The sequence below is a fragment of the Bradyrhizobium sp. CB1717 genome, assembly GCF_029714325.1.
GTDB lineage: Bacteria > Pseudomonadota > Alphaproteobacteria > Rhizobiales > Xanthobacteraceae > Bradyrhizobium.
Genome location: NZ_CP121666.1, coordinates 6,434,202 through 6,456,760 on the forward strand (window position 1 = coordinate 6,434,202; position 22,559 = coordinate 6,456,760).

Here is a 22,559-nt window from a genome sequence, read left to right on the forward strand (position 1 = left end):
CGGCATGGACCACGTCCTGCGCTCCACGCCCGGAAACGTCCAGTGGGGACTCTGGGACGGACGATTGAAGCCGGTGCTCCGGATCGCATCCGGAGACCGGGTCACGATCGAGACGCTGTCGGGCGAGCCGGACGATCTGCCCGATCCCTCGCTCGGCTATGAGGTCGTGCCTGGCCACGCGGAGGTGCTGGCAAGCGCCTTCCGCGGTCCGGGCCCGCACCTTCTCACCGGGCCGATCCATGTCGAGGGCGCCGAACCCGGCGACGTCCTTGAAGTGCGCGTCCTCAACATCGAGCTGCGCTGCAACTGGGGCTGGAATCTGCAGGTGCCGACGCTCGGCACCCTGCCGGAGGATTTTCCCGAGTTCCGCCGCATCCACGTTCCGCTGGACCGCGCGCGCAACGTCGCAAAACTACCCTGGGGCCAGGAGCTGCCGCTCTCGCCCTTCTTCGGCAATTTCGGCGTCGCGCCGCCGCTCGCCTGGGGCCGGCTATCCTCGAAGGAGCCGCGCGCGTTCGGCGGCAACATGGACAACAAGGAGCTCGGCGCCGGCAGCACGCTGTATTTCCCCGTGTTCGTGCCGGGCGCGCTGTTCTCCGCCGGCGACGGCCACGCGCTGCAGGGCGACGGCGAGGTCTGCCTGACCGCGATCGAAGCCGCGCTGACAGGCACGTTCGAATTCCACGTCAGGCGCGATCTTCGCCTCACCTCGCCACGCGCCGAGACGGCGTCGGACTGGATCACCATGGGGTTCGACGAGGATCTCGACGATGCGGCCAAGGCGGCGCTGCGCGACATGATCGCCCTGATCCGGGAGAAGAGCGGCCTCGGCGCGCAGGATGCCTACACGCTCTGCTCGATCGCCGCCGACCTCCGTGTCACGCAACTAGTCGACGGCAACAAGGGCATTCACTGCGTGCTGGCGAAATCCCGCATGCCGCGGCACGTCTAGGATTGGGATCCCGAGGCTCGCTCCGCCGCCGCACCAGCGAAGTCCAAGACGGGCGCGGCTGCGAGTAGCGCCTTGGTGTAGTCATGCTCGGGGCGATCGAAGATGTCGTCGCGCGAGCCCTGCTCGACGATCTTGCCACCCTGCATCACCACCACGCGGTCGGCGACCTGCTCGACCGCGGCGAGATCATGGCTGATGAACAGGCAGGCAAAACCGTATTGCACCTGCAGCCGCTCGAACAGTTCTAGCACCTGCGCCTGGATGGTCATGTCGAGCGCCGAGACCGGCTCGTCCGCAACGACGAAGGCCGGCTCGCGCACAATGGCACGGGCAATCGCGATGCGTTGGCGCTGGCCGCCGGACAATTCATGCGGCCAGCGCTTGCCGAGACCGGCAAGCCCGACCTCGTCGAGCATCGCGTCCACCCGCCTGTCGCGCTCGGACGGCGTCAATTGCGGCACGTGACGCAGCGGCTCGGCGACGATCTCGCCGACGCGCATGCGCGGATCGAGCGAGGAGTAAGGATCCTGGAACACGAGCTGCGAAGCGAGACGGAAGTCGCGATCGACGCTCGACGTCACGTCCCTGCCCCGGAACCTGATCTCGCCGCCCGAGGTCGGGATCAGCCGTAGCATGGCGCGGCCGAGCGTGGTCTTGCCGGAGCCGCTGCCGCCGACCACGGCGACGGTCTCACCCGCGGCGATGTCGAGATCGACACCGTTCACGGCGGACACGCCGCTATCGCGGCGGAATAGCCGCTGCCGCCCGGCGAAGCCGACCTTGAGCCCGCGCACGCTGACCAGCGGTTCGCCGGACTGCCGCGCCTTGGTCGTGGCGCCGCGACGCGGCAGGGCCTCGACCAGACGCTTGGTATAGGCTTCGCGCGGCGCGGACAGGATCTGCCGCGTCGTTCCTGTCTCGACCATCCTGCCCTGGCGCAGCACCAGCGCGCGCTGCGCATAGCGCGAGACAAGGCCGAGATTGTGGGTGATCAGCATCACCGACGTGCCGTGATCGCGCGCAAGCCCGACCATGAGGTCGAGCACCTCGCGCTGGGTCAGGGTATCGAGCGCCGTGGTCGGCTCGTCCGCAATCAGCAGCTTCGGCTTCAACAGCATCACCGATGCCAGCATGATGCGCTGGCGCATGCCGCCGGAGAATTCGTGCGGATAGGCGTCAAAGGTACGTTCGGGATCGCGAATCTGCACGCGCGCGAGCATGTCGAGGCAGCGGCGCTTGATCTCGCGCTTGCCGAGCCGCTCGTGCAGGCCGAGGCCTTCCGCCATCTGCGCACCGACGCTGATGGCGGGATTGAGCGAGACCATCGGCTCCTGGAACACCATGCCGACGGCAGGTCCACGCAGCGTCCGCATCTGGCGCGCAGAGACATTCGCAAGGTCGACGCCATCAAGCACGATGCGGCCGCCGGCCTTGCGCAGCCCCGGCGGCAACAGACCGAGCACGGCGCGCGCCGCCGCCGTCTTGCCGCTGCCGGATTCGCCGACGACGGCGAGGAACTCGCCGCGCTCGACGGCGAAGGACAAATCCTCGACGATCGCCACCTTGTTGGCGGAGACCTCAATGCGCAGATTCTCGACCGACAGCAGCGTCATCCGTGCGCCATCCTGGGATCGAGGCGATCGCGCAGGGAATCGCCGAGCAGGTTGATGCCGAGCAGCGTGAGCGCGATGCACAGGCCCGGGGCGATCGAGAGCCAGGCCGCGGTCTCCATGAACGGGCGGCTTGCCGCCAGCATGTTGCCCCAGGTCGGCGCCGGCGGCGGCACGCCAAGCCCGAGGAAGCTCAGCGCGCTCTCGGCGAGCAGCACCCAGCCGAACATGCTGGTGGCGAGCACCGCAACCGGCGCGATCGCGTTCGGCATCACGTGGCGAAACATCGAATAAACTTCCGAATTGCCGATCACGCGCGAGGCCTCGACATATTCCTTCTCGCGGATCGACAGCACGGTGCCGCGCACCACGCGGACCACCGACGGGATGTAGGCGAGCCCGAGAGCCAGGATCAGCCCGACCTTGTTGGCGCCGACCACGATCATCACCGCCAGCGCCAGCAGGATGCCGGGAAACGCCAGCAGCGCGTCGTTGACCGCCATGATGATGCGATCGGCCCAGCCGCGGATGTAACCGGCGGCGCAGCCGATCACCATGCCGGCGGTCACCGCAAGCAGTACCGTGATCAGGGCAATCACGACGCTCGCGCCAGCCCCGACCATGATGCGGCTGAGCACGTCGCGGCCGAACTCGTCCGTCCCGAACCAATGCAGTGCCGACGGCGCCTGCAGGCGCGCGCGCAGATTGATGCGCAGCGGGTCGAACGGCGTCCAGAACGCACCGGTGCCCGCCGCACCGAGCAGGAGCGCGATCAAGGTACCGCCGATCGCGGTGTTGCCGCGCATCCTCATGCCACCGTCACCCTCGGATCGAACAAGGGATAGCAGAGGTCGACGATCAGATTGACCACGACGTAGATCACCGCCGTGAACAACAGACAGCCCTGCACCACGGGATAGTCGCGGGCGAAGATTGAATCCACCAGGAGCCGGCCAAGCCCCGGCAGCGTGAACACGGTCTCGATCACGGCAATGCCGCCGAGGAGATGGCCGAGCACGAGGCCGATCAGCGTCCAGGTCGGCGCAAACGCGTTCGGCAGCACGTGGCGGGCGAGGACGCGCCATTCCGGCACGCCCTTGGCGCGTGCGTGGGTAACATATTCGAGCCTGAGCACTTCGATCGAAGCGGCACGCGCCATGCGCGTGAGCACGCCGATCTCGACCATGGTCAGCGTCGCGATCGGCAGCACGATGAAGGTAGCCGCCTGCCAGAAATTCTCCGCGAACGGCACATAGCCGATCACCGGCAGCCATTTCAGCTTGAGGCCGAACAGCAGCAGCAGCAGAAGGCCGAGCCAGAAGCTCGGGATCGACAAGAGCAGCGTGGCGCCGCCGACGACGGAGAGATCGAGCAGGCTGTTCTGCTTCCAGGCCGCGACCAGGCCGGCCGGGACGGCGATGCAGGCGGCCGCTGCGACCGCCACCAGCACGATGACGGCGCTGACCTGGAAGCGGTCGAGGATCAGCGGCAGCACTTCGAGATTGTTGGTGATGGAGTGCCCGAAATCCCCGGTCGCAAGCTTGGCGATCCAGTGCATGAACTGGACCGGGATCGGCTGATCGAGCCCGAGCTGGGCGCGGAGCTGCGCCGCCTGCGCAGGATCGGCGGCATCGCCGAGCATCACCTGAACGGGATCGCCGGGAATGAGCCGGACCAGCGCGAAGACCCCGACCGCGACCAGCAGCAGCGTCGGGATCGTCATGGCCAGCCGTCTTGCGAGGTAACCCAACATGGCGCCGCCCTACTCGACCGTGACGCCCCAGAACCGCGGCTGCGGATAGAGCCAGCCGGCATAGCCCTTGATGCCCTTGCGCAGCGCCGTCAGCTCGGCACCGTTGAACAGCACGATCATCGGCACGTCAGCGATGAAGCGCTTGTGCATCTCGTCGAACAGCGCCTGCCGTTTGGCGGCGTCGTCGATCATCATGGACTGGCGCAGCATCTCCTGCGCCTCCGGATTATCCCAGACCTTGCGCGGTTGCGTCGCCTTCGGACCGGTCAGCATCTCGAAGCTCAAGGAGGGATCGAGCCGCGCCGAATAGGTAAAGGCCATCGACTGGTAGTCGCCACGGTTGTAGCGGTCCAGCTGCGCCGCCCAGTCCATCACATCGAGCTCGATGTTGATGCCGACGGTTTGCGCCATCGCCTGCACCAGCACGGAGGAATCGAACACGTAGCTGTAGCGCTTGTTGGTAATCATCTTGATCGGCTGGCCGCGATAGCCGGCTTCCAACAGCAGCTTCTTGGCCTCCGCGATGTTCTGCGTGTAGCCGTGCGACTGCGCCTCGCTGTAGAAGGGGCCGCCGAGCGGCAGCGCGGAATTGTTGGGGCGCGCGGTGCCCATCATCACGGCATCGACGATCTGCGCGGTGTCGATCGACAGCGCAATGGCGCGGCGGATGCGCACGTCCTTCAGCAGCGGGTCTTTGGTCTGGAACAGGATGCCGGTGAGGCCGAGCGCGGGCGTGATGCTGAGCTGTACCTCGGGACGCGATTTGAGCTCCTCGAGATCGGGGATCGACAGGCTCATGATGACGTCGAGCGAACCGCTCAGCAGTCCCGCCTTCGCAGCAGAACTGTCGGGGATCACGTTGAAGCGGACGCGATCGACCTTGACGTCCTTGGCGCCGGTGTAACCGGTGCGCGGCTCGCTGCGCGAGGCATAGCCGTCGAAGCGGATGACATCGACATATTGCCCCCGCTTCCACTCGCCGAGCTTGAACGGGCCGGTGCCAACAGGGGCGATCCACTTGCCGTCAGGACCGAGGGAGTCGCGGTGAATGATGGCGGTCTGGCCGCAATCGGGACGCGCCAGGGTCGGGAGGAACAACGCGGTTGGCTGATCGAGCGTGATGGCAACGGTGTGCGGATCAGGCGCCTCGATCTTCTCGATCCGCGCGATGCCGGTGGCGCTGAACTCGGACAGGCAGCGCCATTGCGTTGCCGGATCGAGCCAGCGCTTCAGCGACCAGACCACGTCGTCCGCCGTCATGGTCGCACCATTATGGAACTTGACGCCGTGGCGCAGGCGGAACGTGTAGGTCTTGCCTTCGTTCGAGACGGTCCAGCTCTCGGCCAGCATCGGGCCGATCGAGGTGTCGTCACGGAAGGCGACAAGGCCCTCCACCACATGCGCGATCACGCCGTCGGTGTTGGCGTCGCGATTGGTGCCGGGATCGGTGGAACGGATGTCGGCATTGAGCCGCGTCCGCAGCAATGTCTCGGCGCCGGCCTTCCCCAGCATGGCCCACAGGGCGAGCGCGGCCAGACCGACCGTCCAGGCCGGCGATGGCCGACGCCGCGGCATCACGCGGCCCCCGCGGCGGCAGACCGCTCGAATGCAGCACGCCCGATCTCGTCGATCTCGAGGCGATACGTCGTGAACTCGCGGTTGAGCGCCGGCAGCGGCGCCGCCTGCATCAATCCGCTCGCCGGCTCCATCAGGATCATCGCCACGGTGGCGCTGAGATTGTTACTGAGATTGCGTCGCGGCGGCCGGCACACCGACCAGGGATAGGCGAACTCGTCGAACAGCGCATTCTTGACGGCGTCGAAGGTGATCTTGCCGATGTGCGGCTGAAGCAGATCACGGACGCGGATATCGCGATAGAGACTGTCAGGCGTATCCTGGATGCCGGCATCCTTGAGCTTGCCAAGCGCAACCGGGCTAACGAAGTGATTGGCGTGCACCAGCAGGCCGTTCTGCGGATGCACCTGAAAGGTCTCATCCGGCGCACATTCGAAATCGATCGCCACTCCCTCGCGATGGCTGACGATCATGTTGTTGGCCGCCGACTTCCTGGTGCAATAGACGGCACGCATCGCGAGCGCGAGATGCTCCTGCTCCAGCACCTTGCGCCGGATCAGCGCCAGCGGCACGCCGACCTGACGATAGTCACGGTCACTTTGGAGATAGTTCGCGGTGATCGCGATGCCGACCGCGTTGAAGCCGCAGCGGCCGAGCGCGCCGGCCTCGGTGAAGGTCATGAGATCAGGACCGTCATCGCGGCGCACCTTCAGCACCACCGCAGTCTCCGCGCATTCGCGTTTCCAGTCCCAGTTCTGGGCATGGATCAGGCGACCGTTACCGGTCGCCGCCGGCAGCGCAACGACGCCGGTGCAGCCATCGGGCTCGTCGGGGGTCTTCAGGCGCGCGCGGATCTTTGGATTGGCAAGCTTGAGGATCTCGGTGCGAGCGTTGAGCAGCACGACATCCTCGAACGGGACGTCCGCGCCCTCCGCAATGCCGCGCATCTCTTCGATATAGGTCGGATCGAAGCCCTCGATAACAGGCAGATAGTCCCGCACCAACTCGGACACGCCCTTCGCATCGAGCGAGAGCTCCTTCAGCTGTGCGAAGTAGTGCGTCGTCCCCTTCTTGATGCGGCCTGCCGCCTTCTGCCCGTACTGGCGGCCGCGCTCGCGCGGCGAACCGGAGATCTCGATCAGGGGAAAGGGCTCGACCATGGGACGCCAAATTCCTTCTTGAAGTTCCTTTTGCTTTCTCATGAAGCCTAATGTATTTTGTGATGACATGAAACAAAAATCTTCGACCGCGAAATCTGCCGTGGAAAAAGCGTCACCAAGCCGGCTGCAGCGGGAACTGTCGGCCGGGATCATGGACCTGATCCGGAGCGAAGGGCTCGCTCCCGGCACGCGCCTTGCCGAAGTCGCGCTCGCCGAACGCCTGCAGGTCTCGCGCACGCCGGTGCGCGCTGCGCTGAAGCTCTTGGCGCGCCGCAAGCTCGTGCATGCCGGCGCCAGCCGCGGCTATTTCGTCGCTGAGGCCGCCCCCGCCACGCATAAGGCACCGCCAAAGCCGAGCCCCGACGAGACCGACCGGCTGTTCCTCGCGATCGCGCGCGACCGCCGCGCCGGCCGGCTGCCGGAGGACGTTTCCGAGCGCGACCTGATGCAGCGCTATGACGCGACACGGCCGATCGTGCAGCGCGTGCTCAGCAAGCTTGCCGAGGTCGCCGCGGTCCAGCGCAAGCCGGGCCATGGCTGGCGCTTCCAGCCGACGCTCGCCGACACGCAGGCGCGCGACGAGAGCTACCGATATCGTCTCCTGATCGAGCCGGCCGGCCTGCTCGAGCCGGGCTTCAGGCTCGATCCGGCCTGGGCGGCCGAGATGCGCCGCCGTCATCAGGAGATGCTGGCGATGCCGTGGAGCGACACCGCCAGCATCGCGCTCTACGAGATGAACGCGGCCTTTCACGAAGGCCTCGCCGCGGCATCGGGCAACCGCTATCTGCTGGTCGCGGTTCAACAGCAGAACCGGCTGCGGCGCTTCGGCAACTACGACTGGGCCTTCGGCCACGAGCGCGTGATCGTGAACTGCCGCGAGCATCTCGCCATCCTCGACCAGCTCGAAGCCGGCCAGAACGAGGCCGCAGCCGCGCTACTCCGCCGGCATCTCGAAGGCGCAGCAAAGCTCAAGCGCAGCCCGGTGAGTTCCAACACGCCATCCAAAGCCTCCTGACCTTTGCAAGAGTTGCCATGACCATTAATGCCTTCCCCTCCAACAGCCCCCTCACCCGCGAGGCCATGGAGCCGTTCTGGCTGCCGATGACGCCGAACCGCCAGTTCAAGTCGAAGCCGCGCATCTTCGTCGGCGCCGAAGGCATGCATTACGTCACCGACGACAACAGGCGCATTCTCGACGGCATGGCAGGGCTGTGGTGCGTGAACGCCGGACATGCGCAAAGGCGCATCGTCGAGGCGATCCAGGCGCAGGCGGCGAAGCTCGACTTCGTCTCCTCGTTCCAGATGAGCCATCCGGCCGCCTTCGAGCTCGCCCGCCGCATCACCGAGATCGCGCCTGACGGGCTCGACCACGTCTTCTTCACCAATTCCGGTTCGGAATCGGTTGACACCGCGCTGAAGATCGCGCGCGGCTATCACCGCGCCCGCGGTGACGCCAGCCGCATTCGCTTCATCTCGCGCGCAAAAGCCTATCACGGCATGGGCTGGGGCGGCCTGTCGGTCAGCGGCATCGTGCGCCACCGCAGGGATTTCGGCCCGCTGCTGCCGGAAGTCGACCACCTCCCGCACACCCACGATCCGGAGCATGCGGCGTTCTCGCGCGGGCAGCCGCAATGGGGCGCCCATCTCGCCGATGAGCTGACAAAACTGCTGCAGGTGCACGATCCCTCGACCATCGCCGCCGTCATCGTCGAGCCCGTCACCGGCTCCGGCGGCGTGCTGCCGCCGCCGGTCGGCTATCTCGAGCGGCTGCGCCAGATCTGCGACCAGCACGGCATTCTGCTGATCTTCGACGAGGTCATCACCGGGTTCGGGCGGCTCGGCGCGGCGTTCGGCGCCAACGCCTTCGGCGTGACACCCGATCTCATCACCTGCGCCAAGGGCATGACCAATGCCGCCGTGCCGATGGGCGGCGTCATCGTCAGCGGCAAGGTTTACGACGCGCTGATGCAGGGGCCGGACAACGCGATCGAGCTGTTCCACGGCTACACCTATTCGGCCCATCCGCTGGCCTGCGCGGCGGGTCTTGCCGCGCTCGACGTGTATCAGGATCTCGGCCTGTTCGAGCGGGCCCGCCGCCTCGCTCCGGTGTGGGAGACTCATGCGCACGGCTTGCGCGATCTGCCCCACGTCATCGACATCCGCAACATCGGGCTGCTCGCCGCGATCGACCTGAAGCCGCGCGAGGGCGCGCCGGGCGCGCGCGGCAGCGAATGCGCCAATCGCTGCTATGAGGACGGCATCCTGATCCGCGGCAGTGGCGACACGCTGCTGATCTCGCCGCCCCTCATCATCACCGAGGAACAGATCGGCGACATTTTCGCCGCCATCCGCCGTGCCTTGGCCGCGATCGGCTGACGCCGGGCCTCAACTCACCGGCAATGCATCGAGGTGGCACGCCACCCATTGCTCGTCTCCGACAGCGCGGAGCGTCGGCTCCTCGGTGCGGCAGCGGTCGAACACGAAAGGGCAGCGGGTGTGGAAGCGGCAGCCCTTCGGCGGATTGATCGGGCTCGGCACGTCGCCGCCGAGAATGATCGGATTGCGCTGGGCGCCGGGCTCGGGCAGCGGCACCGCCGAGAGCAGCGCCTTGGTGTAGGGATGCCTCGGCGCGGCAAAGATCTCGCGGCGCGGCGCCACCTCGACGATCTTGCCGAGATACATCACCGCGACGCGATGGGTCATGTGCTCGACGATGGCGAGGTCATGGCTGATGAACAGCAGCGCCAGGCCGAATTTCTTCTGAAGGTCCTGCAGCAGATTGACGACCTGCGCCTTGACCGAGACGTCGAGCGCCGAGACCGCCTCGTCGCACACGATCAGCTCGGGCTCGGCCGCGAGCGCCCGCGCGATGCCGATACGCTGGCGCTGGCCGCCTGAGAACTCGTGCGGCCGGCGGTTCAGCGCCTCGCGCGGCAGGCGCACGGTGTCCATCAGCTCCGTGACGCGAACCTCGAGATCTTCCTTCGACTTGGCGAGGCCGAAATTGCGGATCGGCTCGGCGAGGATGTCGCGCACACGCATGCGCGGGTTGAGGCTGGAGAAAGGATCCTGGAACACCACCTGCACGCGGCGGCGCATCTGGCGCATCGTGCTCGGATGCGCGTCGTCGATGCGCTGGCCGTCGAGGATGACCTGGCCCGAGGTGATATCGAACAGGCGCAGGATGGCGCGGCCGACCGTCGACTTGCCGCAGCCGGACTCGCCGACCAGCGACAAGGTCTCGCCGCGCGCTATCTCGAACGACACGCCGTCGACCGCATAGACGAATTCGGTTTGCCGTCCGAAGAGGCCCTTGTTGATCGGAAAATGCTTCTTGAGGTCGTTGACCTGGAGCAGCGGAGGACTCATGCCGCGATCGCTCCCTTGGCAGCATAGTGACAGGCCGCGATGTGGCGCGGGCCCTTCTCTTCCAGCCCCGGCGCATATTGGCGGCAGAGATCGGTCGCGAGCGCGCAGCGCCCGGCAAAGACGCAGCCGGTGATCGGCTTGCGAAGATCCGGCACCTGCCCGGGAATCTCGGCGAGCCGCGTCGCAGTGCCCGCGAGCGAGGAGCCGAGCTTCGGCACCGCGCCGAGCAGGCCCTGCGTATAGGGATGGCGCGGCGAGCGGAACAGCTCGGCGACCGGCGCCTCCTCGACCTTGCGGCCGGCATACATCACCATGACGCGCTCGGCGATCTCGGCGACGACGCCGAGATCGTGGGTGATCAGGATGATGGCGGCGCCCACCCGGTGCTTGAGGTCGAGCATCAGCTTGAGGATCTGCGCCTGGATGGTCACGTCGAGCGCCGTGGTCGGCTCGTCCGCGATCAGCAGTTTTGGATTGCAGGCCAGCGCCACCGCGATCATCACGCGCTGGCGCATGCCGCCGGAGAGCTGGTGCGGATATTCGCGCACGCGCCGCTTCGGCTCGGGAATGCCGACGAGGGTCAGCATCTCGATCGCGTGCGCCTCGGCAGCCTGCTTGTCGAGGCCCTGATGGATCATCAGGGTCTCGCGGATCTGGCGGCCGACGGTCAGCACCGGATTGAGGCTGGTCATCGGCTCCTGGAAGATCATCGAGATGTCGTTGCCGCGGATGGCGCGCATCTCGCGGTCCGACAGCTTCAGGAGATCCTTGCCGGCAAAGCGGATGCTGCCGGCGATCCGGCCAGGCGGCTCCGGGACCAGCCGCATCAGCGACATCGAGGTCACCGACTTGCCGCAGCCGGACTCGCCGACGATGGCGAGCGTCTCGCCCTCGTTGACGTGGAAGGACACCCCATCGACCGCGCGGTTGATGCCGCCGGGGGTGCGGAAATGGGTCTGGAGGTTCTCGACTTCGAGCAGCGCCATCGTGATCAGCCCCGCACTATCACAGGCTCTTGGCCATGCGCGGATCGAGCGCATCGCGAAGGCCGTCGCCGAGCAGGTTCACGGCGAGCACGGTGACGGACAGGAACGCCGCCGGGAAGAATACGATATAGGGCTTGACCTGCCACAGCGCGCGGCCTTCGGCCATGATGTTACCCCAGGACGGAATGGTGGGCGGCGTGCCCGCGCCGATGAATGACAGGATCGCCTCGGTGATCATGGCGCTGGCGCAGATATAGGTCGCCTGCACCAGCATGGGCGCAACCGTGTTGGGCAGGATGTGGCGCAGAATGATCATCGGCGTGCGCGTGCCGCAGGCCACCGCCGCGTCGACATAGGGCTGCTCGCGCAGCGACAGCACCACGCTGCGCACGAGGCGCGAGACGCGCGGGATTTCCGCTATGGTGATGGCCAGGATGACGTTCCCCACGCTGCCGCGCGTAAGAGCCATCAGCGCGATGGCGAGCAGGATCGGCGGGATCGACATCAGGCCATCCATGAAGCGCATCAAGATGCCGTCGGCCCAGCGGATGAAGCCCGAGACCATGCCGATCGCAAGACCCGCCGCGGATGCGAAGATCGCGACCGACAGGCCGACCGTGAGCGAGACCCGCGCGCCAAACAGTACGCGCGAATAGATGTCGCGGCCGAGCACGTCGGTGCCGAACCAGAAATCGGCCGACGGCGCCCGCGTCCGCTTGGCGGGCGCAAGCGCGGTCGGATCGACGGTGCCGAGATAGGGCGCGAAGATCGCGATCAGCACGAGGGTCAGCAGCAGCGCGCCGCCGATCGCGACCGTCGGATGGCCGCGCAGCATTCCGATGAAGCCGCGCCGGATCTTGACCGGTCGGAGGATCTCCGGCAGCTGCGGCGCAAGAACGAGACCGGCCGGAAGCGATTGCGGGTTGACGGTGATGTCGGTCAATAGCGGATCCTCGGGTCAACGAGCGTATAGGTGACGTCGATCATCAGATTGACGAGGACGTAGACGAAGCTGAACAGCAGCACGATGCCCTGGATGACCGGATAGTCGCGGCGCAGGATCGCGTCGATCGTGAGCCGGCCGAGCCCGGGAATCGCGAATACGCTTTCGGTGACGACCGCACCGCCGATCAGCAGCGCAATGCCGATCCCGATCACGGTGACGATCGGCACCGCAGCGTTCTTCAGCGCATGAATGAACAGGATGCCGCCCTGCCCCAGGCCCTTGGCCTTGGCGGTGCGGATATAGTCCTGCTGCAGGACTTCGAGCATGGCGGCGCGGGTGATGCGCGCGACCAGCGCGATGTAGACGCAGCCGAGCGCGATCGCCGGCAGGATCAGGTTTTCCAGCCACGGCCAGAAGCCCTGCGTGAGCGGCGTATAGCCCTGCACCGGCAGCCATTCGAGCTCGAGCGCGAAGACGTAGGCGAGCATGTAGCCGACCACGAAGACGGGCAGCGAGAAGCCGAACACGGCAAAGCCCATGATGACGCGGTCGATCAGGCTGCCGGCCTTCCAGGCCGCCACCACACCGAGCGGCACCGCCACCACGATCGTGAGCAGCAGCGTGACGATCATCAGCGACAGCGTCGGTCCGAGACGCTGCCCGATCATCGCCGAGACCGGCAGATTGGTGAAGATCGAGGTGCCGAGATCGCCATGCAGGATGCGCCAGACCCAGCTTCCGAACTGGACCAGGAAGGGCCGGTCCAGCCCCAGGCTCTGGCGGATGCGCTCCACATCCTCCGGGCTTGCCTGATCGCCCGCGATCACCACGGCCGGATCTCCGGGCGCGATGTAAAGCAGGCTGAACACGAACAGCGCGACGATTGCCATGACCGGCAAGGTCGCGACGATGCGACGGAGGATGTAAGAGAGCATCTGGCCTCAACGCACGATCATGCAGACTTCGACACGCCCCAGAACAAGGGCAACGGTCCCTTGGTCACGCCGGAGACGTTCTTGCGCCACGCGGTGTAGCTCAGGAAGAAGCCGGTCGGAGCGTAGACGACATCATCGATCGCCGCCTTGTTGAGACGGCCGATGGCGGCCTTCTCCTCGTCGAGGTTCTTGGCCTCGAACCACGACGCGACCTCCTTTTCGGTGCCTGCGCTGGTCGGCCAGCCGAACCAGGCCTTGTCGCCGTTGGCGCGGATCGCGGTGTAGGGAGCCGGATTGACGCAATCCGCGCCCGCGTGCCAGGTGTGGAACATGTTCCAGCCGCCCTGTCCGGGCGGTGTCTTCTGCGCGCGGCGTGAGCCGACCGTGCCCCAATCGGTCGCGACGAAGTCGACATTCATGCCGAGCTTCTTGAGGAGGTCGGCGGTCACGTCGCCCATCGCCTTGGTGATCGGCTGGTCCTGCGCGACGAGACACGTCACCGGCTGGCCGGAATAGCCGCTCTCGGCGAGCAGCTTCTTGGCGGCGTCCAGATCGCGCTTGCCCTTCAGAATCTCGCCACCCACTTCGGTGTAGAGCGGCGTATCCGGCGTGAAGTAGCCGGGCAGCGGCTTCCACAGCGAATTGTCGTCGCCGACGATCGCGCGCATGTAGTCTTCCTGGCTGAGCGCCATCAGCACCGCGCGCCGCGCCTTGACGTCGTTGAAGGGCGGATAGAGGAAGTTCATGCGGAACGAGCCGACATTGCCGAGGGGATCGCCGATATCGACGCTGATGTTCTTGTTCTTCTTCAGAACCGGAACGAGGTCCGCGATCGGATTCTCCCACCAGTCGATCTCGCCGTTCTGCAGCGCGGCCGCCGCGGTTGCCGGATCCGGCATGATCACCCACTCGACGCGATCGACCATCACCTGCTTGCCGCCGGCCAGCCAGGACGGCTTCTCCTGACGCGGCACATAGTCGGTGAATTTCTCGAACACGGCTTTGGCGCCGGGGACCCACTCGCTCTTGGCGAACTTCAGCGGACCGGAGCCGACATATTCGGAAATCTGCTTGAACGGATCGGTCTGCGCGATGCGCTCGGGCATGATAAAGGCGCATGGCGAATTGTTCTTGCCCAGCGCGTAGAGCATTTTCGGATAGGGCTGCTTCAGCACCCATTTGAAGGTCCGGTCGTCGACGGCCGTCAGCTCCTGCTGGAGCGCCTTGATCATCAGGCCCATCGGATCGCGCGCCGCCCAGCGGGTGAGGCTCGCCACGACGTCCTTGCTCAGCACCGGCGCGCCGTCGTGGAATTTGAGGCCCGGGCGCAGCTTGAACGTCCAGGTCGTGCCGTCGTCCGTCACTTCCTCTGACTCGACCATCTGCCGCTGCGGCTGGAACGAGGAGTCGATGCCGTAGAGCGTGTCCCAGACCATCGCGGCTGCGTTGCGCACGACATACTGCGTGCCCCAGATCGGGTCGAAATTGGCGAGATTGGCCTGCGGCACGAATCGCAGGGTGCGGGCCGCCGCGCCCTGGCCGATCGCCGGGGCCGAAAGGCCACCCGTCAATGCCAGTCCGCCCGCGCCAGCCAGTCCCTTCAATACCGTCCTGCGATCCATGAAGTCCTCCCGATAGTGCCGCGATGCCAGCTGTTCATTGGCCAAGGGCAAGTGAAACCGAGCCCATTTGCAAGCAAATGGTATGCCAGTAAATGGGCCTCCGCCAGCGGGATCTCATCGACTTTTTGGCTGGCCCACGTTGACTTGCACGGAGTTAGAGAGCAGCCGCGAGCACCTCGCCGGTCTCGATATGCGGGATCGCCTCGACCAGCTTGCGGGTGTAGTCGGTCTTCGGATTATCGAACAGCGCCCGGCTCTCGCCCTGCTCCACGATGCCGCCATTGCGCAGCACGATGGTGCGGTCGCATAGCATGCGCACCACGTTGAGATCGTGGCTGACGAACAGGAGCGCGATGTCATTTTCGCGCCGAAGGCGATCGAGCAGTTGCAGCACAACCGCTTGTACCGAGACGTCGAGCGCAGCGGTCGGCTCGTCCAGCACGAGCAGCCGCGGCCGGCAGGCGATGGCGCGGGCAATGCCGACGCGGGCCTTCTGGCCGCCGGAGAGCTGGTGCGGGAAACGCGGCAGCAGATCGAGCGGCAACCCTACCCGTTCGGCGCATTCTTCCACCCGCTTGCGCAACGCATCGCCAACGCGCATGCCGTCGAGCCGCATCAGGGGATGGGCGATACAGTCGAACGCCGTGTAGCGCGGGTTGAGGCTCTCGTTCGGGTCCTGAAAGACCATCTGGATGTCTTTACGAAAGCGCGAGCGATGGAAATCACGCGACGCGACATGGCCGATCGACTGCCCGTCGAACACGATGTCGCCTTCGCTCGGATCGATCAGCCGGCAGATCATGCGCGACGTCGTGCTCTTGCCGGAACCGGATTCGCCGACGAGACCGACGCTCTCGCCGCCGGCCATCGTCATCGAGAAGTCGGCAACCGCGGCAGAGCCCTGGTCGAAACGTTTTGCGAGCTTGCGCACTTCCAGCAGCGGCGGCGTCCCGTGCGCGGGCGCCGGCCGGGGCTTGCCGACGACAGTCGCGTAACGCTCGCGCTCCTCCTCCGTCACGAGATCCTCGATCCGGGACGTCGCAGTCGGCGATGCCGCAACGAGGCGCCTCGTATAGGCATGCTGCGGTGTGCTGAAGAGCGTCCTGGGGCTCGCCTCTTCGACGATGCGGCCGCGCTCCATCACGGCGATGCGGCGGCAATAGCGTGCCGCGAGCCCGAGGTCGTGCGTGATCAGGATCGTCGCCATGCCGCGCGCGGCGGCGATGTCCGCGAGCAGATCCATCACCACCTTCTGCGTGGTGACGTCGAGGCCGGTGGTCGGCTCATCCGCAATCAGGAGCGCGGGATTGCAGGAGATCGCGATCGCGATCATCACGCGCTGGCACATTCCGCCGGAGAGCTCGTGCGGATAGGCATTCATCCGCGCCTCGGGATCGCGGATCTGCACCGCGCGCAGCAGGTCCAGCGCCTCGGCGCGCGCGGCGTCTTTCGATATTTTCTTATGCGTGAGGATCGCATCCGCGATCTGCAAGCCGATCGCCCGGATCGGGTTGAGCGCCGCCCGCGGGTTCTGGAAGATCATCGACATCGCGGCGCCCTGGAGATGACGGAGGTCATCGCCCCGGAGCTTCGTCACGTCCTGCCCGCGAAACAGGATTTTTCCGCCGGTGACGCGCCCGGCGGTATCGAGCAGCCGCGTCGTGGCAAAGCCGGTCACGGACTTGCCCGAGCCGCTCTCGCCGACGAGGCCGAGCATCTCGCCAGCCTCGACGTTGAGCGTGACGCCGCGCACGGCTTCGACCATGCCCCGCCGAGTCGAGAACGAGACGTGGAGGTCCTCGATCCTGAGCAACTCTTCGCTCATGTGCGCATGCGGGGATCGAGAATATCCCGCATCCCGTCCCCGAGCAGATTGAAGCACAGCACGGCTATCATCAGCGCAAGGCCCGGAAAGGCCACCAGCCACCACCGTCCCGTGGAGATGAAGCGCGCGCCTTCCGCGACCATGATGCCCCATTCCGGCGTCGGCGGCTTGACGCCGAGGCCGATGAAGGACAGACCCGCGGCATTGAGAATGGCCCAGCCGAGATTGAGCGAGATCTGCACCGCCATCGCCGGCAGGATGTTCGGCAGCAGGAAGCGCAGCACCACCGAGAAATGGCTCTCGCCGCAGGCGCGCGCGGCCTCGACCCAGCCGACATTGCGCCGGACGTTCACTTCGGCGCGCGCGAAGCGGATGTAGAAGGGCAGATTGATGATCGCAGTCGCGATCACGATGTTCTCGATCCGGTTGCCCAGCGCCGCGACCATCGCCATCGCCAGCACGAACAGTGGAAAGGCCATCATCACGTCGACGAAGCGGCCAACCGCACGGTCGAGCCGGCCGCCGGCATAGCCGCAGAACGAGCCGACGACGGCGCCGATCACGAAGGAGATGCCGACCGCAGACACCGCAATCGCGAGATCCAGCCGCGCAGCAATGATGAGACGGCTGAACACGTCGCGCCCGAGCTGGTCGGTGCCGGCGAGATGGGCCGCGCTCGGCGGCTGCAATGCCTCCGAGACATTGGAGACCACGGGATCATAAGGCACGATCCAGGGCCCGAAGATCGCGAGCAGGACGAACAGCGTCACCCCGGCCGCGGCCACCGCCGTGAGCGGATTGCCGCGCAGGATCCAGACGGAGTGGCGAAGGGTTGCGCTGGTCATTCGATCGACACCCTGGGATCGGCGATGCCGTAGCAGATATCGACCACGAGATTGACCAGCACGAACAGGCTCGCCATCAGCAGCACGAAGCCCTGCACCGGCGCGTAGTCGGACGACAGCAGCGCATCGAGCGCATAGGAGGCAACGCCCGGCCAGGAGAACACCTTCTCCACCAGCACGTTGGCGCCCAGCATGGTCGAGAACACGATGCCGGCGATGGTGATGACCGGCAGGATCGCATTCCTCAATGCGTAAGTGACGACCACCTTGCGCCAGGACAATCCGACCGAGCGCGCGGTGCGCACGAAATCGCTGCCGAGCGACACCAGCATCGAGGCGCGCGTGATCCGCGCCAGCGGCGCGATCACGAACAGCGCCATGCTTACCGCCGGCAGGATCAGCTGCTTGCACGCCGCCCACCAACCCTCGAAATCGCCGGCCAGCAGGAAGTCGATGGAGAGAAAGCCGGTGCGCTGCGGCGGCAGCGAGGTGAAGACGTCGATCCGCCCTGTGGGATCAGGCGCGAGTCCAAGCAGATAGTAGAAGACATAGATCAAGAGCAGGCCGGAGACGAAGGTCGGTACGCAGACGCCGAGCGCGCAGAACAGCCGCACGCCGTGATCGACGACCGACCCCGGCCGCAGCGCCGCGATGACGCCGAGCGGCACCGCCGCGATCAGCGCGATCAGCAGCGCGGTGAACGTGAGCTCCAGCGATGCCGGCAGCCGCTCGCGCAAATCCTTCAGCACCGGCTGTCCCGTCATCATGGAACGGCCGAGATTGCCGTGGCCGATGTCGGAGAGATAGAACACGAGCTGCTCCGGCACCGATTTGTCGAGCCCCATCTGCTTGCGGATCAGCTCGATCTCCTCCTTGCCCGCATTCGGCCCCGAGGCGAAGAACACCGCGGGATCCCCTGGCAGAACGCGCATTAGGAGAAAGGTGAAGACCAGGACACCGAACAGCGCCGGCAGCGACGACAGCAGCCGCCTGCCCGCCCGCACCATCGTTGCGCCAAGACCGGTCGTCACCTTTCAGAGCCTCCCTCGCTTCCCGATATCACTTGCGGCTGACGTCGCGATAGTCGACCTGGCGATGGAACTCGTAGGTGTAGCCTTCGACCGACGGCGCCATGACGGCGTCCTGGTTCGGCTGCCACAACATGATCTGCGGCATCAGGTCATAATGCATCGCGTTGAGCTTGCGGCCGGCTTCCTCATACTTGGACTTATCCGGCTCGAACCGGGCTTCCTGCGCGATCGCGGCAAGGTCCGGGTTGTTGATCGAGCTGTAGTTCCAGCGCTGATTGCCGGTGTAGAAGTTGCGGTAGAAGTAATCGGTCGACGGCAGCCAGGCGACGATGCCTTCGGTGTAGAAGGGCAGCTTCTTCTCGTTGATCTGCGTCGACATCTGCGCGTCCGGCAGCTTCTGGATGTCGACCTTGATCCCGATCTTGCCGAGCGATTCCTTCACGAGAGCCGCCATCGGCTCCGCGGTCGAGGCCTGGCCGACATTGAAGCTGAAGGTGGTCGAGAAGCCCTCGGGGAGACCCGCGGCCTTCAGATATTCCCTGGCCTTGTCGAGGTCGAGCTTCACCGGCTGCTGGAACGGGTAGATGCCGTTCGCCGGCTTGCCGTCCGCCCAGTTCGCGCCGAACAGCGGCGAGCCGCGGCCGAACAGAGCGGCCTTGAACATGTCGTCATAGGGCAGCGCGTAAGCGATGGCGCGGCGGACATTGACGTTGTCGAAGGGCGGGATCTGGTTATTCATGGAGACGAAGGTGATCGCATTGTACTGCGGCGTCGAGATCACCTTGAGCTTGCCCTTGCCCTCCAGCGACTGCACGTCGCTGGCCTGGAGGTCGAGCACGAGATCGGCATCGCCGCGCTCGACGAGGTTGGCGCGGGTCGCGGGCTCCGGCACCGATTGCACGATCACGCGCTTGAAGAAAGCCGGCTTGTTTGCCGAGCCGCGATTCCACGCCTCGTCGCGCTTGAGGATGACCTGCTCGCCGGGCTTGAAGGTCTCCACCACATAGGCGCCGCTGCCGGCAGTGTGCTCCTTCAGCCAGGCCGTGGCCCAGGGATCGTCCGCGGTCGCGTGCTCTTTTGCCACTTTCGAGTTGATGATCATCGGATAGACGGTGGCGAGATTGGGGAGCGCGAGCTTGTCGGGCTTGGGCAGCGTCACTTCGATCGTGAGGGGATCGATCACCTTGAACTGATCGGCGGACGTCAACGAGCCCGTGAGCAACTGCGCCTTGCCGAGGATCGGCGCGGTGACGCAGCGATCGAGCGACCATTTGACGTCCTCGGCCGTGACGGGCGAGCCGTCCTGGAATTTGGCGTCCTTGCGCAGGCGGAAGGTGAGCTTCAAGCCGTCCGGGCTGACCTCGTAGGATTCGGCAAGCTCGCCCGTGATCGTGTCGAGATCGAACACCCATTTGCCGTTGAGCTGCTTGCGGCCGAACGCCACCAGCCGGTCATAGGTGCTCATGCTCAGCGCAAAGGACTCGCGGGTCGAGCCTGGGATGTTGGGATCGAGCGTGTTGACGGATGCGCCCGTCACATAGCGCAATGTCTCCGCCCTGGTCTGCGCTTGCGACGGCGCGGTGGTGATGAGCAACAGCGCAGCGGTAGCGAGGATTGAGGTCGCCGGCCTGAAAGACACAAAACGCATTGGTTTTTCCCTGAATTTCGAACAAGAGCGCCAGCAAGGCAGGTTAAGAAAGAAGCAAGTTGCGCGCCAGTCTCATGGGGCGTTTTTGGGGACGCATCGTCGCGGTGGCGCATGGATGATCACAGCGATTCCTCCGTCTTTCGCGCCGACCGCGCGACCACCGCCTGCGGCACGTCATAGGCGCTGAGCGAAGCCCAGTGACGCGCGATATCGGCGCGGAACAGGCCGCGCGTCAGGCCGTGGACCAGCTTTGGAACGGCGGTCGTCATCGCATTGATCGACGATCCCGATGGACCGAAGCTCATGGTGGAGGCGATGGCGAAGAGATGGATGTCGGTGATCCACGGTGTCTTGCCCGGCACGCGCTCGGTGAAGGCGTAGTCGTCGGCGAGATAGGGAAAGCGGCCGAGCCGTTCGTTGCATTCGTTTTCCGGCGGCTGGTAACGGTCCGCCCAGGTCGCGATGTTGCCGGCGAAATTGGAGAGCTCGCCGCGTCCAGCGAAATTCATGTCGATGCCGGTGCCGCAGATGACGAAATCGGCGAGGATGGCGCCGCGTGGCGTCTGCAATTCAACGCCGCTATCGGTCTCGCGCGCGGCTTCGACCGGCGCGCCCTCATGCAATGCGAAATTGGCGTGGCGCGCGCAGCGATCGTAGGTCGGTTGCGGAAATCCCTCCCGCATCTCGAGGATCTTTCGCATGAAGCGCCAGCGCCAGGCATCGTCGAGGTCGCTGAGATGACGCAGGAAGCCGCGAAACGTCAGCCAGCGATAGGGCTGGATCACCTGGATCTGGGCACGGCGGCACAACAGGTGCACTTCGGCGGCGCCCGCCTCCAGCGCGGTCGCCGCATTGTCGAAGGCGGAAGCGCCGGCACCGATCACAGCGACGCGCTTGCCGCGCAGGCCTTCGAAATCGATGTCGTCGGCGACGGTCGCGACCGAACGCGCCGGCAGATGCGCCAGCTGCTCCGGGATCATCCAGTCGCCCATGCCCTCCTGCCCCGTCGCCAGCACGATCTTGCGGGCGTAGAGGGTCTCGATCTCTCCTGCCCGTTTCACGCGCGCGGCGAGCAGGCCGTCAGACGCCGGCGCGATCTCCAGGAGCTCGCAAGCATTGTGCACCGGCAAGCCGATCGTGCGTCGCAGCCACAGCAGGTACTCCGCCCAATGGCCCCGCTCGATCAGGCCGAGCTGTTGCCAGCTGTCCTTGCCGAAGCGGGCTTCGTGCCAGGACTGGTAGGTCAGGCTGGGGATATCGAGGTCCGGGCCGGTGTAGTCCTTCGGGCTGCGCAGCGTCGGCATGCGGGCATAGGTGAGCCACGGGCCCTCCTTCCCCTCCTCGGCCTTGTCGAGCAGCAGGATGTTGCTGACGCGGGAGCGCATCAGGCCGAAGCCGATGGCAATGCCGGACTGGCCGGCACCGATGACAAGGACATCCAGCGCGGGCTTGCCGTCCGGCCCCGTCTTCGGCTCGAGCCATGCGGCGCCGGGATGCGTGATCATCGCAAGATCGGCGCGGACGTCCGCTTCGAGGTCTGTCAGCGCCTCACTCATGCCGCGAGCCAGCCTCCGTCGACCACCATGACGGTGCCGGTCGTGAAGGACGACGCATCGCTGGCGAGATGCAGCGCGGTCTGCGCGATCTCTTCCGCCGCGCCGAACCGCTTCATGGCGTGACGGTTGCGGGAGGCTTCGCGCACCTCGTCCGGATTGGCGTGACGGGCAAAGCTGCGGCGAAGCATCGGCGTGTCGATCGCGCCCGGCGCAATCGCATTCACGCGGATGCCGTCGGTGGCGAAATCCACCGCCATCGTCCGCGTCAGGCTGATGATCGCGCCCTTGGCAGCGATATAGGCGCTGTTGCCCTTGCCGCCGGCGATCGCGAGCTGCGATGCCAGCGTGATGATCGAGCCGTTGTTCTGCCGCTGCATGTGAGGCACGGCGGCCCGGGCCCATAGCCAGGTGCCGCCGACATTGGCGCGGAACACCGCATCCCAGTCCTCCACGCTCGTGGTCAGCACCGTGCCGCCGCAGGAGAAGCCGGCCGCGGTCATCAGGATATCGAGCCGGCCGTGCCGCGCGATGACATCGCCGACGACAGTCTCAGCGAAACCGGCATCGCCGACGTCGCCGACATGCACGGTTGCTTCGCCGACCAGGCTCAGAGTTTCCGCAAGGCCAGCGGCATCACGATCGACCAGAGCAAGGCGCGCGCCCTCCTCCGCGAACAGTCTTGCACTGGCGCGGCCGATGCCCGAGCCCGCTCCGGTGATGATGGCGGTGCACCCATTCAGCCGCAT

At 66.0% G+C, this 22,559-nt stretch carries 19 protein-coding genes; 3 read left to right on the forward strand and 16 right to left on the reverse strand.

Annotated features, from left to right (window positions below; translation table 11 throughout):
• Window positions 1-4: 4 nt before the first annotated feature.
• Window positions 5-952: an acetamidase/formamidase family protein gene (locus QA649_RS30155; RefSeq protein WP_283020382.1), complete on the forward strand. Its 948-nt coding sequence runs from the start codon at window positions 5-7 to the stop codon at window positions 950-952.
• Here the strand turns inward: QA649_RS30155 and QA649_RS30160 are convergent.
• Genes QA649_RS30160 through QA649_RS30180 form a run of 5 tightly spaced genes read right to left on the reverse strand, consistent with a single transcriptional unit; the run spans window position 949 to window position 7,050 of the window.
• Window positions 949-2,565: an ABC transporter ATP-binding protein gene (locus QA649_RS30160; RefSeq protein ID WP_283020383.1), complete on the reverse strand. Its 1,617-nt coding sequence runs from the start codon at window positions 2,563-2,565 to the stop codon at window positions 949-951. The genes QA649_RS30155 and QA649_RS30160 overlap by 4 nt on opposite strands.
• The gene (locus QA649_RS30165) at window positions 2,562-3,374 is read right to left on the reverse strand and encodes an ABC transporter permease (RefSeq protein ID WP_283020384.1); all 813 of its coding nucleotides are present in this window, start codon (window positions 3,372-3,374) and stop codon (window positions 2,562-2,564) included. The genes QA649_RS30160 and QA649_RS30165 overlap by 4 nt, the downstream gene beginning before the upstream one ends.
• On the reverse strand, window positions 3,371-4,315 hold the full coding sequence (locus tag QA649_RS30170) for an ABC transporter permease (RefSeq protein WP_283020385.1): 945 nt from the start codon (window positions 4,313-4,315) through the stop codon (window positions 3,371-3,373). The genes QA649_RS30165 and QA649_RS30170 overlap by 4 nt, the downstream gene beginning before the upstream one ends.
• Before the next feature lie 9 nt (window positions 4,316-4,324).
• A complete protein-coding gene (locus tag QA649_RS30175; protein WP_283020386.1) occupies window positions 4,325-5,890 on the reverse strand; it encodes an ABC transporter substrate-binding protein in 1,566 nt (521 codons plus the stop codon).
• Entirely contained in the window at window positions 5,890-7,050 is a 1,161-nt protein-coding gene (locus QA649_RS30180) for a C45 family peptidase (protein WP_283020387.1), read from the reverse strand. The genes QA649_RS30175 and QA649_RS30180 overlap by 1 nt, the downstream gene beginning before the upstream one ends.
• Window positions 7,051-7,117: 67 nt before the next feature.
• On the opposite strand from QA649_RS30180, the gene QA649_RS30185 reads away from it, so the two are divergent.
• Together QA649_RS30185 and QA649_RS30190 are read left to right on the forward strand one after the other, a co-directional pair.
• Window positions 7,118-8,065 carry a GntR family transcriptional regulator gene (locus QA649_RS30185; RefSeq protein ID WP_283020388.1) on the forward strand — a complete coding sequence of 316 codons (948 nt, stop codon included), beginning with the start codon at window positions 7,118-7,120 and terminating at the stop codon, window positions 8,063-8,065.
• 17 nt (window positions 8,066-8,082) lie between these two features.
• Window positions 8,083-9,426, forward strand: coding sequence for an aspartate aminotransferase family protein (locus QA649_RS30190; RefSeq protein WP_283020389.1), 1,344 nt, complete (start codon window positions 8,083-8,085; stop codon window positions 9,424-9,426).
• Window positions 9,427-9,435: 9 nt separating this feature from the next.
• On the opposite strand, the gene QA649_RS30195 is transcribed toward QA649_RS30190, so the two are convergent.
• From QA649_RS30195 to QA649_RS30245, 11 genes are all read right to left on the reverse strand, one after another.
• On the reverse strand, window positions 9,436-10,419 hold the full coding sequence (locus tag QA649_RS30195; RefSeq protein WP_283020390.1) for an oligopeptide/dipeptide ABC transporter ATP-binding protein: 984 nt from the start codon (window positions 10,417-10,419) through the stop codon (window positions 9,436-9,438).
• Window positions 10,416-11,405, reverse strand: a complete 990-nt coding sequence (locus QA649_RS30200; protein ID WP_283020391.1) for an ABC transporter ATP-binding protein — start codon at window positions 11,403-11,405, stop codon at window positions 10,416-10,418. The genes QA649_RS30195 and QA649_RS30200 overlap by 4 nt, the downstream gene beginning before the upstream one ends.
• A gap of 19 nt (window positions 11,406-11,424) precedes the next feature.
• Complete coding sequence (locus QA649_RS30205; RefSeq protein WP_283020392.1) at window positions 11,425-12,348, reverse strand: ABC transporter permease; 924 nt, start codon at window positions 12,346-12,348, stop codon at window positions 11,425-11,427.
• Window positions 12,345-13,286, reverse strand: a complete 942-nt coding sequence (locus QA649_RS30210; protein ID WP_260384834.1) for an ABC transporter permease — start codon at window positions 13,284-13,286, stop codon at window positions 12,345-12,347. Before QA649_RS30210 ends, QA649_RS30205 begins: the two co-directional genes overlap by 4 nt.
• Window positions 13,287-13,303: 17 nt before the next feature.
• A complete protein-coding gene (locus tag QA649_RS30215) occupies window positions 13,304-14,908 on the reverse strand; it encodes an ABC transporter substrate-binding protein (RefSeq protein WP_283020393.1) in 1,605 nt (534 codons plus the stop codon).
• A gap of 154 nt (window positions 14,909-15,062) precedes the next feature.
• Window positions 15,063-16,733, reverse strand: a complete 1,671-nt coding sequence (locus QA649_RS30220; RefSeq protein WP_283020394.1) for an ABC transporter ATP-binding protein — start codon at window positions 16,731-16,733, stop codon at window positions 15,063-15,065.
• Entirely contained in the window at window positions 16,730-17,578 is an 849-nt protein-coding gene (locus QA649_RS30225) for an ABC transporter permease (protein WP_283020395.1), read from the reverse strand. The genes QA649_RS30220 and QA649_RS30225 overlap by 4 nt, the downstream gene beginning before the upstream one ends.
• Window positions 17,575-18,609 carry an ABC transporter permease gene (locus tag QA649_RS30230; RefSeq protein WP_018647561.1) on the reverse strand — a complete coding sequence of 345 codons (1,035 nt, stop codon included), beginning with the start codon at window positions 18,607-18,609 and terminating at the stop codon, window positions 17,575-17,577. The genes QA649_RS30225 and QA649_RS30230 overlap by 4 nt, the downstream gene beginning before the upstream one ends.
• A gap of 28 nt (window positions 18,610-18,637) precedes the next feature.
• Window positions 18,638-20,257 (reverse strand): ABC transporter substrate-binding protein, encoded by a 1,620-nt coding sequence (locus QA649_RS30235; RefSeq protein WP_283020396.1) that lies wholly within the window; start codon window positions 20,255-20,257, stop codon window positions 18,638-18,640.
• Between the two features lie 119 nt (window positions 20,258-20,376).
• The gene (locus QA649_RS30240; RefSeq protein WP_283020397.1) at window positions 20,377-21,813 is read right to left on the reverse strand and encodes an NAD(P)/FAD-dependent oxidoreductase; all 1,437 of its coding nucleotides are present in this window, start codon (window positions 21,811-21,813) and stop codon (window positions 20,377-20,379) included.
• On the reverse strand, window positions 21,810-22,559 hold the full coding sequence (locus QA649_RS30245; protein ID WP_283020398.1) for an SDR family oxidoreductase: 750 nt from the start codon (window positions 22,557-22,559) through the stop codon (window positions 21,810-21,812). Before QA649_RS30245 ends, QA649_RS30240 begins: the two co-directional genes overlap by 4 nt.

Coding starts and splice junctions, on each gene's coding strand:
- QA649_RS30155 (WP_283020382.1), top strand. CDS start 5: ATGGACCACGTCCTGCGCTCCACGCCCGGAAACGTCCAGTGGGGACTC.
- QA649_RS30160 (WP_283020383.1), bottom strand. CDS start 2,565: ATGACGCTGCTGTCGGTCGAGAATCTGCGCATTGAGGTCTCCGCCAAC.
- QA649_RS30165 (WP_283020384.1), bottom strand. CDS start 3,374: ATGAGGATGCGCGGCAACACCGCGATCGGCGGTACCTTGATCGCGCTC.
- QA649_RS30170 (WP_283020385.1), bottom strand. CDS start 4,315: ATGTTGGGTTACCTCGCAAGACGGCTGGCCATGACGATCCCGACGCTG.
- QA649_RS30175 (WP_283020386.1), bottom strand. CDS start 5,890: ATGCCGCGGCGTCGGCCATCGCCGGCCTGGACGGTCGGTCTGGCCGCG.
- QA649_RS30180 (WP_283020387.1), bottom strand. CDS start 7,050: ATGGTCGAGCCCTTTCCCCTGATCGAGATCTCCGGTTCGCCGCGCGAG.
- QA649_RS30185 (WP_283020388.1), top strand. CDS start 7,118: ATGAAACAAAAATCTTCGACCGCGAAATCTGCCGTGGAAAAAGCGTCA.
- QA649_RS30190 (WP_283020389.1), top strand. CDS start 8,083: ATGACCATTAATGCCTTCCCCTCCAACAGCCCCCTCACCCGCGAGGCC.
- QA649_RS30195 (WP_283020390.1), bottom strand. CDS start 10,419: ATGAGTCCTCCGCTGCTCCAGGTCAACGACCTCAAGAAGCATTTTCCG.
- QA649_RS30200 (WP_283020391.1), bottom strand. CDS start 11,405: ATGGCGCTGCTCGAAGTCGAGAACCTCCAGACCCATTTCCGCACCCCC.
- QA649_RS30210 (WP_260384834.1), bottom strand. CDS start 13,286: ATGCTCTCTTACATCCTCCGTCGCATCGTCGCGACCTTGCCGGTCATG.
- QA649_RS30215 (WP_283020393.1), bottom strand. CDS start 14,908: ATGGATCGCAGGACGGTATTGAAGGGACTGGCTGGCGCGGGCGGACTG.
- QA649_RS30220 (WP_283020394.1), bottom strand. CDS start 16,733: ATGAGCGAAGAGTTGCTCAGGATCGAGGACCTCCACGTCTCGTTCTCG.
- QA649_RS30225 (WP_283020395.1), bottom strand. CDS start 17,578: ATGACCAGCGCAACCCTTCGCCACTCCGTCTGGATCCTGCGCGGCAAT.
- QA649_RS30235 (WP_283020396.1), bottom strand. CDS start 20,257: ATGCGTTTTGTGTCTTTCAGGCCGGCGACCTCAATCCTCGCTACCGCT.
- QA649_RS30240 (WP_283020397.1), bottom strand. CDS start 21,813: ATGAGTGAGGCGCTGACAGACCTCGAAGCGGACGTCCGCGCCGATCTT.
- QA649_RS30245 (WP_283020398.1), bottom strand. CDS start 22,559: ATGCGGCTGAATGGGTGCACCGCCATCATCACCGGAGCGGGCTCGGGC.